This window comes from Sphaerochaeta sp. PS (genome assembly GCF_032144095.1).
GTDB lineage: Bacteria > Spirochaetota > Spirochaetia > Sphaerochaetales > Sphaerochaetaceae > Sphaerochaeta.
The window spans coordinates 56991-72110 of sequence record NZ_JAVSNJ010000014.1 but is presented as its reverse complement, the minus strand read 5'-3'; the positions used below and the strand labels follow the sequence as shown (position 1 = coordinate 72110).

The 15120-nt window shown below is 53.3% G+C and carries 11 protein-coding genes; 3 read left to right on the top strand and 8 right to left on the bottom strand.

All coding sequences use genetic code 11. From position 1 onward, the window contains the following. Positions 1–450: 450 nt before the first annotated feature. On the bottom strand, positions 451–1752 hold the full coding sequence (locus ROJ03_RS10960) for a hypothetical protein (protein WP_313727096.1): 1302 nt from the start codon (positions 1750–1752) through the stop codon (positions 451–453). A gap of 105 nt (positions 1753–1857) precedes the next feature. On the opposite strand from ROJ03_RS10960, the gene ROJ03_RS10955 reads away from it, so the two are divergent. Further along, a complete protein-coding gene (locus ROJ03_RS10955; protein WP_313727095.1) occupies positions 1858–2949 on the top strand; it encodes a DUF6930 domain-containing protein in 1092 nt (363 codons plus the stop codon). A 111-nt stretch (positions 2950–3060) separates the two neighbouring features. On the opposite strand, the gene ROJ03_RS10950 is transcribed toward ROJ03_RS10955, so the two are convergent. From ROJ03_RS10950 to ROJ03_RS10920, 7 genes are read right to left on the bottom strand one after another with little or no spacing between them, the layout of a single operon-like run. After that, entirely contained in the window at positions 3061–3408 is a 348-nt protein-coding gene (locus ROJ03_RS10950; RefSeq protein WP_313727094.1) for a cupin domain-containing protein, read from the bottom strand. Between the two features lie 11 nt (positions 3409–3419). Next, a complete protein-coding gene (locus tag ROJ03_RS10945) occupies positions 3420–4394 on the bottom strand; it encodes a Gfo/Idh/MocA family oxidoreductase (RefSeq protein WP_313727093.1) in 975 nt (324 codons plus the stop codon). 21 nt (positions 4395–4415) lie between these two features. Continuing rightward, entirely contained in the window at positions 4416–5195 is a 780-nt protein-coding gene (locus ROJ03_RS10940) for an IclR family transcriptional regulator (RefSeq protein ID WP_313727092.1), read from the bottom strand. A 4-nt stretch (positions 5196–5199) separates the two neighbouring features. Next, a complete protein-coding gene (uxaC, locus tag ROJ03_RS10935; RefSeq protein WP_313727091.1) occupies positions 5200–6603 on the bottom strand; it encodes a glucuronate isomerase in 1404 nt (467 codons plus the stop codon). A gap of 15 nt (positions 6604–6618) precedes the next feature. Then, positions 6619–8142: an altronate dehydratase family protein gene (locus tag ROJ03_RS10930; protein WP_313727090.1), complete on the bottom strand. Its 1524-nt coding sequence runs from the start codon at positions 8140–8142 to the stop codon at positions 6619–6621. 10 nt (positions 8143–8152) lie between these two features. Next, on the bottom strand, positions 8153–9622 hold the full coding sequence (locus ROJ03_RS10925; RefSeq protein ID WP_313727089.1) for a tagaturonate reductase: 1470 nt from the start codon (positions 9620–9622) through the stop codon (positions 8153–8155). Then, positions 9589–10551 carry a bile acid:sodium symporter family protein gene (locus ROJ03_RS10920; RefSeq protein WP_313727088.1) on the bottom strand — a complete coding sequence of 321 codons (963 nt, stop codon included), beginning with the start codon at positions 10549–10551 and terminating at the stop codon, positions 9589–9591. Before ROJ03_RS10920 ends, ROJ03_RS10925 begins: the two co-directional genes overlap by 34 nt. Positions 10552–10877: 326 nt before the next feature. On the opposite strand from ROJ03_RS10920, the gene ROJ03_RS10915 reads away from it, so the two are divergent. Both ROJ03_RS10915 and ROJ03_RS10910 read left to right on the top strand, forming a co-directional pair. Further along, positions 10878–14102, top strand: a complete 3225-nt coding sequence (locus ROJ03_RS10915; protein WP_313727087.1) for a helix-turn-helix domain-containing protein — start codon at positions 10878–10880, stop codon at positions 14100–14102. 83 nt (positions 14103–14185) lie between these two features. Beyond that, positions 14186–15118 carry an ABC transporter permease subunit gene (locus ROJ03_RS10910; RefSeq protein WP_313727086.1) on the top strand — a complete coding sequence of 311 codons (933 nt, stop codon included), beginning with the start codon at positions 14186–14188 and terminating at the stop codon, positions 15116–15118. The last annotated feature ends 2 nt before the right edge of the window (positions 15119–15120 follow it).

Here is a 15120-nt window from a genome sequence, read left to right as displayed (position 1 = left end):
AAGGTTTCCTTTAGGAGCTGGGCTCCTGTGCAAGATTTCTTTTTGTGTGCTTTTTCCTAAGCACACCTGTACTATAGTAATTGCCATGACTTATGTCAATAGTTTTTAATAAAAAATATTATTTTATGATTATTTTATTAATAATAATATAAATCGTTTTATAATAAGAAATTGTTTATTTTTACTCTTTTCCTTTCTTGTGACAATTAAGCAGAATGTCGTAATGGTATTCTATCTTGTCACATCCTTTGCTGTAAGGAATACTCATAGTTACTGGTAGATAGGTGGTATGTTTTGCACAAGGTTTGGTACGTATTTGCGTTTTTCTAGACGAATTGTCTATATAAAGCTATGTTTCCTACCCAAAGAACAGAAACCCCCTGTTTGTATTCGGTCTTTCTTGGTTTACCTACAGTCAGGGCGCCTGTTGCGCCTCTTGCTCTTGTTACTTTACAACCCCTTGGCTTTTTCCCGTTCATGGTTGTAGAGCTCCTCTGTTGACAGGGCTATCTTGGTAACCGAGAACTGCCCACCCTGAGGATAGATGTAGTAGGTGTCACTCAGTGTCGAGAGGTCGATGGAGTCCCCTTTGCCGAAGTACTCAAACTCGATATGACAGGAGTACATGGAGAGCGTGGGTTTCTCAAGCAAGAAGGGTTCACCACCAAAGGTCCCTTGCAGGGTGAAACCTTCCTTGGTGTGGGTAAGCGTTGCTCTTCCTAGCGGGATGAAGCCCCTGGCATTGGGCAGGGCCTCGACCAGAGCATCCACATCCAGATGATAGGTTCCCTCCTCGATCTGCTTTCTGACCTGTTGGCGTTCGAATGCATACCATGAGGGGATGTGGGAGAACTCGGTGGACAACGCTGACTCATCCTCGGCCATTCCAATGGCCTTCAGTTCTCCCAAAACCGTCATCTCCCATCTCTTCTTGCAGTGACTACAAGAAAGGGTTGTTCCTTCGCTGTGCATCCCATACTCGGTAAGGCAGTGAGGGCACTGGTAGAGCACCTTGTGTAGGCCCTCTGCACGCCTGGGATGACTGATGATGATTTGGTTCTCTTTCTGCCAACGATACTCGTCATAGGAGAAAGCCTTGTTGATGGTCTCGTTTATCTCCTTTGCACTGCTCGTTTCCAACTGCTCCCTGCTATAGAGCAGGCTCATGTCTGCAGCAATCCTGTTTCCCCGTTCTTCCAGGTTCCAGCAAGGGCTGTTGAGATAGTTTCCATGCATGTTCAGCATGACGATAGGAAAGCCCAATACCTTGGCCATCTTTCCCAGGGATTCAGGCAGGACTGCGTTGGTCCCTACCAGGGAGTAACGGGCCTCTGGGTAGAGGGCCAGCACACTCTGTTGTTCGGTGAGCACATGACGGATCTGGCGAATGAGCTGGATGTCGTTGGTAAACTTGCGTTTGCAGATACCCCCTGCATTTCTTAGGAGCCATTCACGCTTGAGAAACCCATCGATCGCTACCACATAGCTTGCCCTATGGGGAAAGAGGGCAGCTGTCGTTACCTTGAAATCGAGAAAGGCCATATGGGTGCAGAGCAACAGGTATGGGGGGCGTACGTCCTCCATACCTATTCTGGTTATCTTTAGGAGGTGCTTCCATATTGCAGGGAAGCTCAAGATCCAGGTAAGGGGCTTGAGATAGGACCTTTGCCTGATGGGTTTTCTCCCCATGTCAAACCTTGGGGCGAGACGGAGCCTCTCAATTCCTGTCATGGTTCTATGTTTGGTTGTCATGGACATATCGTACAGTGGGTCTGTTGTGCATACAAGAAAAGAAGAGAGCCATATTCCTTGGACAGCAATCCATTTTTCTGTATGATTGCAGATGTGGAGGCCCTGATGGATACCAAAGAACTCTATTCCCTGATACATGCATACCAACAAGCCAATGTCGATCTGGTATTTTCCGAGAACGACCTGTTTGCCATAGAGCTGGAGGAGAACAAGCCCGCCTATGCCTCAATTGTCGAGAACGCCCTTGCCCTCTACCTGGGGGAGAAGGGCATTACCGGGTATCTCCGACTCTGCTTCCTCGACCCCGAGGCCACACCTCTGGAAAAGCATGAGGTGGAAAATTCCCAGGAGTGCTTTATCCTGACGCTCAACAACAATGCGGCCGACCTGGAACCTGAGGACCTGAAGGCCATCGAGGAGAGCGGTATCCAGTTTGCAGAAGGCTCCTATCCAATGGCGAGGATCAAGCGCCAGTTCAGATTTCCCTGGTTTCTCTCCGAAGAGGAGAACAACGCCCTTGGCCTAGCCTTACGGGGCATCCTCTTTGCCAAGGAGTATGTTGCCAGGTTTGGCAAGGTGAGCAGGACCAACTCCCTCACCCCTTGGCTGGAGTCCCTGGGCCTTGAGGACATCGAGAGTCGGGAGTACTTCCCCTATCTGAAGGCGGATGGCAGTGGATTCTCTGTTGAGGCCAGGGAGCTCAGCGATGAGGACTATGGGGTGGTCTACCCACAGGCCCACCTCACCAATGAGGCCAAGCTCACCCAATACAAGAGGATGAAGGCAAAGCCTGGGAAAATTTTCTATGTGATCACCTTCCTCCTTCCCGAACCCTTCAAGGCTACCGAGGGCGATGCCCCGGTATTCCCGATCGCCTATATGCTCTTCGATCCCCAGAAGCATGTCGTTCTCGACCTGCATATGGTGGACGACTATGAAAAGAACCACACCAAGTTTGTTTCCCGGTTGCTTGAGAGCTTTGACCAGGTGGGGAAACCCCAGGCCATCCACTGCTTCGGGGACCGTACCTATCCTTTGCTCTCCCACCTTGGTGGGCAGATCGGCATCCTGATGGTGAAGGGCAAACAGAACGAGGAGGTTGCTACCCTCATCGAGGAGTTCCTCGCCGCTGGGATGGGAACCGAAGAAGAGGAGCATGTGCATGGCCCAGGTTGTGGCCATCACCACCATGAGTGATCGACTGGAAGAAACGGCAATCTAGGAAAAGCAGGAAGAACAAAAAAGGCTGTCTCAAAGGATTTCTCCCTTGGAACAGCCTCTTCTCTTGTTGCAGCGGTCAATGCAGGGCTACTTGTCCCCAAACTCGGGCACAATGCAGAGGAACACAAAGGGCTCCTCACCTGCATTCAGGATCTGATGGAGAGCCTCTGCCGGGACGTAGGCAGTGGAGCCCGCAGTGAGCGGGTAATCCTTGCCATCCAAGAACAGCGTCCCTTTCCCCTCCACAATATAGAGGATGTGCTGCCAAGGGTGGGTGTGCTTTGGTGCAAAGCCTCCTTTGCCGAGGGTGAACATCCGCATGACATAGTCTTTCCACCCTTGGTCTGGACCTACGAGTACCTGCTTGGTAACCTCATGGGTAGTTGGACTCACGATCTGCTTTTTTTCGATCTCATCACGATGTGATACAAACATAGCCTTCTCTCCTATCTGCCTTGCAGTTTTTCCATGACCCAATCGGTCCTTGATCCGCTTTCTCCGGTGCTCTGACAGCTCCCTTTGCCCAGGAGTGAGTCGACCACCGTCTGGATAAGGGGCTGGGCAACATGCTCAGGGGCCTTGTCCACCTCAATGAGGGTTGTGTTTTCAGCAGTTCTGAGGGTGATGGGTTCTTCTAGGTCAAGGACTGAGTAGCTGATCTCCCCTTTGCTTCCGCAGATGGTGGTACAGTCCTCATCCTTGAAGGTGTTGAAACAGAAGATCCCGCTTCCCATGACCTTTGCATCAGTCATCCAGCTGCCGGTAAGGATATCCTCCGCCTGATAGGTCTTGCTCTGGTTTTCCGTGTACCCCTGGGCGCTCGTGATCGGGCCAAGGTACCAGTCGAGCAGGTCAAGTGCATGGGAGCCGACATCGAGGAACCGTCCACCGCCGGAAAGCTCAGCATTTACCCTCCAGGAGCCTCCTTCCTGCATATCCACTTCGGCGATGCTCTGGTGCATCTCCACATGGACATACCGGATCTCACCTAGGATGCCACTGTCAAGCATGTCCTTGATCTTCAGGTATTTGGGCAGGGCCCTGCGGTAGTAGGCACTATAGAAGGGAACACCCTGCCGCTTGCAGAATGCGACCATCGCCTTGCTCTGTTCGCTAGAGATGCCCAGGGGCTTCTCGCAGTAGACAGGCTTTCCGGCTTTTGCAGCCTTGAGGGTATACTCCATATGGGTATTGGGGTGGGTCGCGATGTAGATGGCATCGACATTGGGGTCGTCGATGAGCTTCTGGGCATCATCGTACCATACAGGAACGTTGTGTCTCCTGGCATAGTCGGCGGCCTTCTGTCCGTCCCTGCGCATGACTGCTACCAAGGCCGATCCCTCAGCCTTCTGAAACCCCGGTCCGCTCTTCTTCTCGGTCACATTTCCACAACCTATGATGCCCCAACGGATCGTCTTCATACACGGCCTCTCCTCTTCTTGCTATTTCTGCTCCCAACCGAGCAACCTCGAAAGGGTATTGCACTCGGTCAAAATAGATTCAACGATATGCTTCTTGTCCTCGGGATTGAATCTGAACAGGGGCCAGGAAACACTCATGGCGGAGATTACCCTCCCGGTGTAGTCACGGATAGGGGCCCCGATGCAGAGGGTCCCCATCTCGTGCTCCTCGTCATCCCATGCCCAGCCCTGGCTGCGGATGAGCTGCAGCTCCTGCTGCAGGGCCTCCTCATCCTTTACCGTATTCGGGGTAAAGGGTTTGAGGCTTACCGAGGAGAGGTATTGCTGCAGTTCCCGTTCGGTCATGTCACTGAGCAGCACCTTGCCGATGGCAGTGCAGTAGAGGGGGATGGTTTTCCCCACCCTGCTGTACATGCGGATGGTGAAGGATGACTCCTTCTTCAGTACATAGACAGCTTGCTTTCCCTCAAGCACTCCCATGTGGACGGTCTCCCCAAGCTCGTTACAGAGCTTTTGGGCAACCGGGTTGGCCAGACTGATGAAATCAATATGCTCCAACCCATGGGAACCCAGAGAGAAAAGCTTCAGTGTCAGACTGTACAGGTCGGTAGGGTCACGATAGACATATCCTAGGGTAACGAGTGTCGAAAGGAACCTGAGCAGGGTAGCCTTAGGTAGTTTTGTCTCCTTCGCCAGATTCTCAAGGTTGATGTTCTGGTTCTTTGAGAGCGTCTCCAAAATGGCGATGGTGCGTACCACGCCACTGGTCTGCTGCTTGTCGTCAGTTCCTTTTCCACCCATGTTCTTATCCTTCAAAATATGCCTTCGCATTGTCGAAGGAGATGTTCTTCACCACGGTTCCCAACATCTCCATATCCGATGGGATCTCCCCATCTTCAGCCCAAGTGCCAACCATATTGCACAGGATTCTCCGGAAATACTCATGTCTTGGGTAGGAGAGGAAGGAGCGGCTGTCAGTCAGCATCCCGATGAAACGGGGGAAGAGGCCAAGGTTTCCCAATATCTTCATCTGCTCTTCCATCCCATCCTTGTGATCGGCAAACCACCAGGCAGAACCCAGTTGGAGCTTTCCGGGAATTCCACCCTGGTAGCAGCCCATCAAGGAACCAAGGGTGTAGTAATCTTTGGGATTGAGGGTATAGAGAATGGTCTTGGGAACCTCATCTGTCGCTGAAAGTGCGCTGAGGAATGCGGAAAGACCTTGCGCGAGTTCCTTGTCATGGGAGGCATCGAAGCCGGTATCGGGGCCAAGCAGCTTGAACATCTTCTCGTTGTTGTCCCTGATGGAGGCAAAGTGCAGCTGCATGGCAATGTTGCGTTTTGCATAGGCGCGGGCAAGGTGTGAAAGCACATAGGTCTTGTATGCCTCGACTTCCAGGGCGCTGAGGCTAGCACCTGCAAGTTTCTTTGCGAAAATTGCATTGACTTCGCTTTCGCTCCTGAATACTGCGGGGGCTGTGACCAGGGCGTGGTCAGAAGCTTTGCACCCATGCTCGACAAAGAAGTCCAGGCGCGCAATGAGGGCTGCCACAACATCGGCAGCAGTGGTGATGGACATGGAGGCAGCCTTGGCCAAGGTGGCGATATAGGCGGCAAAGCTATCCTTCTCGATGGCAAGGGCCTTGTCAGGGCGGTAGGAGGGGAGGACCTTCGCAGGGAAATCCTTCTGTCCGGCAATGTCCTTGTGGAAGAGAAGATCATCAGCCGGGTCGTCGGTGGTTCCCACTGCATAGACCTTGAACTGCTTCATGATGCCCTTTACCGAGAGGTTCTTGTCTTCCTTGAACTTCCTGTTGGTCTCTTCATAGATGGCCTTGGCACTCTTGCGGTTCAAAGGCTCATTGATGTCGAAGTAGCGCTGGAGCTCCAGGTGGGTCCAGTGATAGAGGGGGTTGCCCAAGGCGTGTTCGAGGGTGTCGGCCCAAGCATAGAACTTGTCGAACGGGTCTGCATCCTTGCCGGTAATGAGCTCTTCAGCGATCCCATTAGAGCGCATTGCCCTCCACTTGTAGTGATCGCCTCCCAACCAGGCATCGGTGATGGTGGTAAAGCGCTTGTCCTGTGCGATCTCCTGGGGGTTCAGGTGGCAGTGGTAGTCGAAGATCTGCTGGTCCTTGGCATACTCATGATAGAGTCGCTCGGCCGTCCTATTCTTCAAAAGGAAATTCTCGTCCATAAACTTTTTCATATTCTTGCTCCTTGCTTAGAGGATGACCCCATCCTTGAATAGGGAAATCTCTGCATATCCATTGATTTCGTTCTTTGCCTTTTGCTCGCCTGATGCTACCTTCTGTATCAAGGCAATGAAGTCGGAAAGTACTGTCTCATTGTCCTCAACCAGCAGGCGCCCGGCATCGAAGTCGATCCAGTTTGCCTTCTTGGTGGCCATGGCTGTGTTGGAGGCTACCTTCACGGTAGGGACCGGGGAGCCTAGGGGAGTCCCTCTTCCTGTGGTAAACAGGATGATATGGGCTCCGCTTGCAGTCAGGGCTGTGGTCGAGACAATGTCGTTGCCAGGGCCTGAAATCAGGTTAAGTCCCCGTTCGCTCACCCTCTGGCCATAGTCAAGCACTGCAACCACAGGAGCCTGTCCACCCTTTTGGATGGCACCGATGCTCTTGTCCTCAAGGGTACTGATACCGCCGGCCTTGTTGCCTGGAGAAGGATTCTCGTAGACTACCTGGTCATGTTTGATAAAGTAATCCTTGAAGTCATTGATCAGCTTTACTGTCTCTTTATAGACCTTTTCGTTGACTGCGCGGTTCATCAACAGCTGTTCGGCTCCAAACATCTCCGGCACTTCGGTAAGAAGTGACGTGCCGCCCATGGCGGTGAACGCATCGCAAAAGCGCCCAAGCAGGGGGTTTGCCGTGATGCCGCTGAAGCCATCGGAACCACCACACTTGAAGCCGATGACCAACTCTCCCATGGAGATGCTTTCCCGCTTGTCCTTCGAAATTGTTTCCATGAGATCTGTGACGAGCTTCTTGCCAGCCTCAATCTCATCCTCGACCTCCTGGCAGGTGAGGAACTTGACCCTTGTGGGGTCGACTTCGCCAACCAGGGCCCTAAAGGACTCGGGGGTGTTGTTCTCGCAACCGAGGGAGAGTACGAGTACCCCTCCTGCGTTGGGATGATGTACCAAATCCGAGAGGATGGTACGGGTTGCCTCATGGTCGGCCCCAAGCTGGGAGCACCCGTAGGGGTGGGACCAGACATGGATGCCATCATAGTTGTAGGAAGCGAAGGCACCCTTTGCCCAGTCGATGATGATCTGGGCCGTCATGTTCACACATCCGACTGTCGGGACTATCCACAACTCGTTGCGGATACCTATCTTCCCGTTTGGTCTCCGATATGCCTGGATGGTTGGGACCTTTCCCTCCCACATCTTGCGCCGCTCTTCGGCCTTTGCCATGAAGGAAGCGCTTACCTGCTTGTCCCAGTGGTATTCGCCACTTGCGTTCAGGGTTGTGCTGATATTGGAAGCGTGGGCATGCTCGCCCTGCCTGATGAGGCTCTTGGCCTTGCCGATGGGGTAGCCATACTTGATGACCAGCTCCCCTTCCTTGATATCCTTGAGGGCAAACTTATGCCCTGCAGGGATATCGGTGACCAGGGTTATCCGATCCCCTCCCACGGTGACGACCTCACCTTTGGTAAGGGCATTGATGGCGACAGCTACGCTGTCATTGTCTGCTATTTTCAACGTTGAGAATGTCTGCATAATCTCTCCTCTAGAGTGCTGTAAGGGCACTCTTCATACCAGAGCTCCAGATAGCCTGGAGGTTCTCTGCTATCTGCTTGTGGAGGCCTGTGACCTGGTTGAGGTCCTGGCCCCACCACGACTGTTGCCCAAGAACCGCCTTGGCGATCTGGTTTGCATCCCTTGTCTTGTAGAGCTGTGCAAAGGTAGCCAATATCTCAGGACTGTCCTGGATAAGGTAGGTCTGGCCATCTCTGGTTCCCTTGAGGGCAGAGCCTTCATACTCTGTCCCTTCATAGAAGCTGATCAAAGCCGCAAGGGAGAATACAAGCCGCTTGGGAAGGTTCTTGTGTTTCTCATAATACCCCAAAAGGGAGGGGAGGTCACGGGTTTTGAACTTGCTCACCGAGTTCAGCGATATGCTGAGCAATTGGTGGGGGTTGTAGGGGTTCTCGAACCGTTCGAGCACATCCTTCGCATACTGTTCGAGCATCTCCTTGGAGCCATCCATGGAGGGGATGATCTCATCAAAGATACCACCGTGCATGAAGGGATAGACAAGGGCCTTGTCAGCAATGCACTCCTGCACCGTATCAAGTCCTGCCTGGTAGGCAGCAAGGACGGTAAGGGTGTGTGCCCCGTTGAGGATACGCACCTTGCGGGTCCTGTAGAAGCTCATGTCGTCGGTCCAGATGACATTCAGGCCGGCCTTTGCAAACGGCAGCTCATCCTCGTGGAAATCCTTATGGCATTCGATGACCCAGAGGTGGAAGATCTCAGCCGAGACCAGCAGGTTGTCCTGGTATCCGAGCTTTTCGCAAATCTGTGCTGCTTCTGCCTTGGGGTAGCCGGGTACGATCCTGTCGACCAGGGAGTTGCAGAAGTCACAGGCTTCTTCAAGCCAGGTGGTGAATGCTGCCTCAAGTTTCCATTCGTGTGCATACTGCTCGACGATCCGCTTCAGGTTGTCGCCGTTCTTGTCGATGAGTTCGCAGGGTATGACGATAAGGCCTTTGGTCTTGTCGCCGCTAAAGGCCTGGTAGCGCTTGTAGAGGAATGCGCAGAGCTTTGCGGGAAAGGAGACCTGGGGCCTGTCCTCAAGCTTGTCACCCTCATGATAGGCTATGCCTGCTTCGGTGGTGTTGGAGAATACGAAGCGAAGGTCCTTGCTGGATGCCAGGGCCATATAAGCCTGGTAGTCAGCTTCATGGTAGGGGTTGAGGCACTCTTGTACGCTGTTGATGGTCCTGTACTCTTCGACAGTCTTTCCACTCTGCACTCCGCGTAGGACTGTGGTGTAGAGGCCTTTCTGGGCGTTGATCATATCGCCAAGTCCCCGTTCCAGAGGCTGGACAATTACTACGTTTCCATTGAAATCGGTTTTTTCGTTCAGGATATCGATTTTCCAATCAGCAAAGGCGCGGAGGAAGTTGCCTTCTCCATATTGGAGGACCCGAACTGGTCTCTTTACTGGTTTTTTGCTGTCTGTGATTGCTTGCATGGTTTGCTCCTTATGTTTTTTTGAAAGATTTGTTTTTCTCCAAAGAGGAAGTGCCCCATAAAGGCACATACCGTTTGCTGAAATACGATGCCGAAAATGACAGGAAGTGCTGTCTCTGCAGGAAAGAATTCTATGGAAAGCACCAGTGCGGCGCTTATGTTTCTCATGGATGTGGCAAAGGTGATGCTCTTGTTCTCTGCAATGGGGATCTTGGCAAGCTTGCCGAGCGAGTAGGCGATGGGGTATCCGCTGGCGGTAAGCACTGCACTGAGAAGTGCTATGGGAAGGTAGGTCCATGTTGCATTGTCGATCAGGCGTTCCGCTATCTGGGATATGTTGATGATGATGACGAAGAAGAGGGCAATCTTGGAGAAGGGCTTGAGTGAGGGTGCAAGCTTGACGGTTACCTTTCCTTTGGTCAGGGTGTTGAGCATGACGCCAAGGAACGAGGGGATGACCACCATTTTCAGCAAGGAGAGCATCATGGAGGTGGTCTGTATGGTGACGCTGCTTTGGGTAAGCAGGCTTACCGTATGGGGCGTCAGTATGGGGGCCAAGAGGGTGGAAAGCAGGATGAGGGTAAGCGATAGTGCTCCGTTGCCGTTGTAGATGGCACTCCAGATATAGCCGGAAACGGCTGTTGGGATGGAGAGCAGCAGTACGTAGCCGGTAACGACATCTGGGGATGAGCCAAAGAGAAGCGAGGCAAGTGCCCAGGCGATGATGGGCATGATGATGTTGGTCCCCAGAAAGAATACCATGAGGTTCTTGGGTTTTTTGATGACCTGCAAAAAGCTCGAGGAACTGATGCCCAAGGCTCCGCTGAAGGTGAGGAAGGCGAAGAGCCAGGTCACCGAAGGTTTCATCCAGGCGACTCGGGAACCCAAGAGCAGGCCAACAATAACCCCAGTGGGGGTCAGTATTGGCATGAGCCCATCCAATATTTTGTTCAGTCTGGCAAGACTTGTATCGAAATTTTGAAAATGAAACATTGTTCCAATGATATCCTTGAGTAATTGGCCTGTCAAGCTAGGTGAGGGGATAGGTCTCATTTTCGGTTGCCATGGGGTGGATTTCAAGTTCTCATTGTGTAATGTCTGCCAAGGGGATAAACTTGCTGTCAGGAAGCATGAGTGTGGGCAATCCCTTGGGCTATCTTGATGGTACCTTTTGGGTGTGTTACCCTGCCAGGAACACCTGGTTAGGGCCGGAGGTAAAGGGTGGGTATGGTTCTTGGCATGAGAGGAGTTAGAGGGTGAAAACAGCAGAGATGAAGCGGATCGCCCTGGTCCTTGCTTCAATCCATACAGGAGCGGCAAACGGCCTATGGGCTGATGTGGCCAGGTTTTCCCAACAACAGGAGGGAGAGACCGCCTTGTTTGTCTTTCCTGGTGGCCGGCTTCAGAGTCTGGAGAACCATGAGCATCTTCGCAATGCGCTCTACCGTTTGGTCCACAAGGAGAATGTGGACGGCATCATCGTATGGGGATCTTCCTTGGGAGGGGCTGCAAGCCTGTCTGAAGTGCAGCAGCAGTACCGCTCATTTGGAGATCTTCCCTGTGTTACCATCGGCCTGAAACGGGAAGGGTTTCCCGACATTACCTTCGATGCCTACTCTGGGGTAGGGGGCATCCTCCAGCACTGCATCACCAAGCACAATACCAGGCGTATTGCATTCATCCGCGGCCCTGAGAACCACCCCTCCTCCGATGACCGCTACCGTTCCTACCTTGATACCCTCAAGCAGAACACCATTGCATACGACCCCTCCCTTGTATCGGATCCCTTTGCCTGGACAGAAGGGCAGAAGGCCCTGGAGCAGCTGGTCGACGAGAGGAGCCTGGTGCCGGGGAAGGATTTCGACCTCCTTGCCTGTTCGAGCGACATGATGATGTTTGCAGCTGGGAAGGGACTCGAAGGGAGGGGGTATCGTATCCCCGAGGATGTCAAGATTGTGGGATTCAACGACAGCAGCGAGAGCCATCTGCTGAAAGTCCCCTGTACCACGGCAAAGATGCCGGTCAGGCAACTGGCCCTGATGGCATGGAGCATGGTAGAGCTGATGGTCGACAAGCAGAGCATGGCCGAGCCCGATATCCTGCTTCCCTGTGAGGCTGTCATCCGCCGTTCCTGCGGGTGTAAGGACTCCTTGGGGGGCTACGAAAGTGCAAAGGCCCTCTTTACCAGCGATGAAGCCTATCTGAGATACCTGACTGAGGCATTCAGCCTCGACCTCTCCCAGACCAAGGCAGCAGAACACCTTTTTTCCCTCTGTGCCAGGTTTGGCACAACCCTGGAGGAGGATATCGCCTCCCAGATCCTTGAACAGGTTGCACACTTCTCCCACTCCTACCTGGACGGAGGGGGCGACCCGAGCAACCTCAGTGAAGCCCTCCACTGGTACTCGCTCTTCTATGCGAGCAAGGGGTTTTCCTCCTATATGGATACTGCCTTGCGGGACCTCTTCCTACGCCAGCACTCCCTTGTTTCCCATGAGCATGCCTATGCCGTCTCGACTCGGACCAAGGAGCTGAACTCGTTCAAGTGCGAGCTGCTTACCCTTCGCAACCTCTCTTCCCATTCGCGCCTTTTCCAAAGGTACCTTCCCTCCTTGGGGATCGAGGGGTGCCTGCTTGTCCTCAATGAGGATGAGTCTTGCAGTAGGTTCGTTGGGGGCTTTTATGGCGGGCAGCTCTATGAGCAGCAGGTCCTGTTCGACAAGAAGAGCCTGTTGCCTCCTTTTATAGCAGAAAAGTTGGGCAGTGGTGTCTTTGTGGTAGAACCCTTATACATGGAAAACCAACCGATGGGGTATCTAGTGATGGAGACAACCCTGTTCGAAGGGAGCCTCATGGAGGATCTCAGGACAGCCTTGAGCAGCTCCATCAAGGCTTCGTTCCTCCTGGATGAGGCAAACAAGGCCAAGGAACTGGCAGAGCGTGCCCAACGTTCCAGAACAGAGTTCTTTGCCAATGTCAGCGAGGGGCTTCGCAATCCACTGGAAGAGATCCAGGCCAAGGTCAGCACCCTCAAGGGGAAGGAACATGAACCTTTGAGGATTTCCATTGATGAAGAGATCTTCAAGGCGACCCATCTTCTTGACCTCTCCCTCAGCCAAACGGGGGAATTGGAATTGGAGCGGCAGATCCTTGACCCGACCTCCCTCGTGGAGCAGGTGGTCTGGGAAAGCGGAGTAGCCTATGAAGGGCCGGCTCTTCTTCCAGCCCTTTTTGCCGACCGGACAAGGCTGAAGCAGGTGCTTAGCATCCTTTCCAAGCACCTGCAAAAGGAGAGTGGGCAGTCGTTGCTCTCTTCCTCCATCACAGAAGAAGGGTTTGTCTTCTCCTTCCGCTCCTCCTCCGCAGGGTGGAAGGCTGCCCTGAGCAGGCAGGATCCCGGCATCAGCCTGGCTGAGCGCATCATCCTGCTGCATGGGGGCCAGTTCTGGCTACAGGAGAATACCGTATCCTTCAGGCTTCCTTGGCCAACCCTTTCAGGGGAGGTTTCCCAAGTGGAACATACCCCATCCCTGTTCATTGCAGATGACCAGGACATGACGCTTCCCCCTTCCTTTGCTCTCCTTGAAGGCCTTGCTGTCCTCTCTGCCTCTTCCCTGCTGCAGAATCCCCAACTCTTCTCGAGGTATGGGCTGTTGTTCTGGGATGCCCGCAAGAAAGGCCCATCCTTGATGCTCTTGCTCCACCAGATGCTTCGCGACAGCAGGGCCAGCCGTTTGGGCTTTGTCTGTCTGGGCTGCCCCGGCTCCTCATCCTCCTTTGTGAACGCCCTCAACTTTTCGGAGGAAGAGGGGTTGGTAGTCCATACCGGGGAAATCCCCGCAAAGATTGCCGCCATCCTCTGCCCAACGCAGGGCTCTGCCGTCCAGGCAGGGGATGGATATTGGCAGCAGGGGGACCTGAAACTTCCCTCGCTGTTCATAACTGATGACCTCTCGATTGCCTTGTTTAGGGAGATTCGCAAAGTAAAGCAGGGACCCTCTGTCCCGATCGTGCTGATCAGGGAGAGCTTCACCCTCGGGGAAGCCGACCAGCTCAGCCTCTTCCCCCAACTTCTGCTGGTCCACTCTTCAGTTGCCGACAGCAGCGAGTTCCTCTCCCGCCTGATAGCCCTTCGGGGAGGGGAGGACCTGCTGCCGCCTCTTACCTCAGCTTTGGTGAAGCGGGCAGTGGTTTTCATCGGGGAACAGGCTACGGTCCAGTTCTCCCGTTGGCAGCTGGCTGAGGCGGTGAATGTAAGTGAGGACTACCTTACCCGTATCTTTCGCAAGGAGATAGGGCTTTCTCCCTGGGATTACCTCAACAGGCACAGGGTCTACCTTGCTACGGCTCTGCTGAGGCAGACCACCCTTACCATCAACGAGGTTGCAAGCCAGACGGGCTTTCAGGACCAAGCGTACTTTTGTCGGGTCTTCAAGAAGCTCAAGGGGTTTCCTCCCGGGAAAGTGAGGTCTGGCGAATAGGGAAATGTCGGAAAAGTACAAGAGCCTACCTGCATTGTATGCACCGTGTGGCGTATGATTCCAATACGAGGTTGAATACTTGTATGGCAAATTCTCTTGAAAAAAAACGAAGTTCTCAGCTGGTGAGAGATATCAGGCGTCATAAGTCCGTATATCTGTTATTGCTGTTTCCCCTGACCTATTACATCCTTTTCCGATATGTCCCGATCTTCAATGGGCAGATTGCTTTCAGGGACTTCATGGCCCTTGATGGGATCCTGGGCAGCAAATGGATAGGCCTGAAGCATTTCAAGACCTTTACCCACTCCTACTACTTTTGGGAGTTGCTGCGCAACACCCTGATGTACAGTGTGGGAAAGCTTCTCTTCAGCTTGCCGCTGGCCATTATCCTTGCCATTACCATCTATGAGTGCAACAAGCCCTTCTTGCGAAAAATCGTGCAGACCCTGGCCTACCTTCCCCACTTCCTCTCCTGGGTAATCATGTATGGCATCCTGCTTGCCCTGCTTGCCCCCGGCGATGGCATCATCAACGACGTCATCAAGCTGTTTGGTGGAAAGCCACTGGATTTCCTTACCAACACCGATGCGTTCCCCTGGATTGTCATCCTTAGTGACGCCTGGAAGGAGATGGGCTGGAGTGCCATCATCTTCATCGCCGCCCTGATGGGCATCGACCCCTCCCTGTTTGAGGCCGCCTTGGTTGAGGGGGCGAACTCCTGGCAGCGGGTGCGCTACATAACCCTGCCCTCCATACTGCCGGTGATCGTCATCGTCGTCCTGCTTCGGCTGGGGACCATCCTCGATGCGGGCTTCAACCAGATTTTCATGCTCTACTCTACACCGGTACTCTCGGTTGCCGACATTATCGATACATGGGTCTACCGTCAGGGCTTGCTGGAGTTCCAGTTTGGGCTTGCTACAGCTGTAGGGCTGTTCAAGGGTTTCATCGGAATGTTCCTGATTCTTGGATCGAACCGCCTGGTAAGGCGTTTCGGTGGAAGTTCGTTATTCTAGGA

Bases quoted from the DNA above. Each gene is read 5' to 3' on its own strand.
- ROJ03_RS10960 (WP_313727096.1), bottom strand. From the start codon at position 1,752: ATGACAACCAAACATAGAACCATGACAGGAATTGAGAGGCTCCGTCTC.
- ROJ03_RS10955 (WP_313727095.1), top strand. From the start codon at position 1,858: ATGGATACCAAAGAACTCTATTCCCTGATACATGCATACCAACAAGCC.
- ROJ03_RS10950 (WP_313727094.1), bottom strand. From the start codon at position 3,408: ATGTTTGTATCACATCGTGATGAGATCGAAAAAAAGCAGATCGTGAGT.
- ROJ03_RS10945 (WP_313727093.1), bottom strand. From the start codon at position 4,394: ATGAAGACGATCCGTTGGGGCATCATAGGTTGTGGAAATGTGACCGAG.
- ROJ03_RS10940 (WP_313727092.1), bottom strand. From the start codon at position 5,195: ATGGGTGGAAAAGGAACTGACGACAAGCAGCAGACCAGTGGCGTGGTA.
- uxaC (WP_313727091.1), bottom strand. From the start codon at position 6,603: ATGAAAAAGTTTATGGACGAGAATTTCCTTTTGAAGAATAGGACGGCC.
- ROJ03_RS10930 (WP_313727090.1), bottom strand. From the start codon at position 8,142: ATGCAGACATTCTCAACGTTGAAAATAGCAGACAATGACAGCGTAGCT.
- ROJ03_RS10925 (WP_313727089.1), bottom strand. From the start codon at position 9,622: ATGCAAGCAATCACAGACAGCAAAAAACCAGTAAAGAGACCAGTTCGG.
- ROJ03_RS10920 (WP_313727088.1), bottom strand. From the start codon at position 10,551: ATGCCAATACTGACCCCCACTGGGGTTATTGTTGGCCTGCTCTTGGGT.
- ROJ03_RS10910 (WP_313727086.1), top strand. From the start codon at position 14,186: ATGGCAAATTCTCTTGAAAAAAAACGAAGTTCTCAGCTGGTGAGAGAT.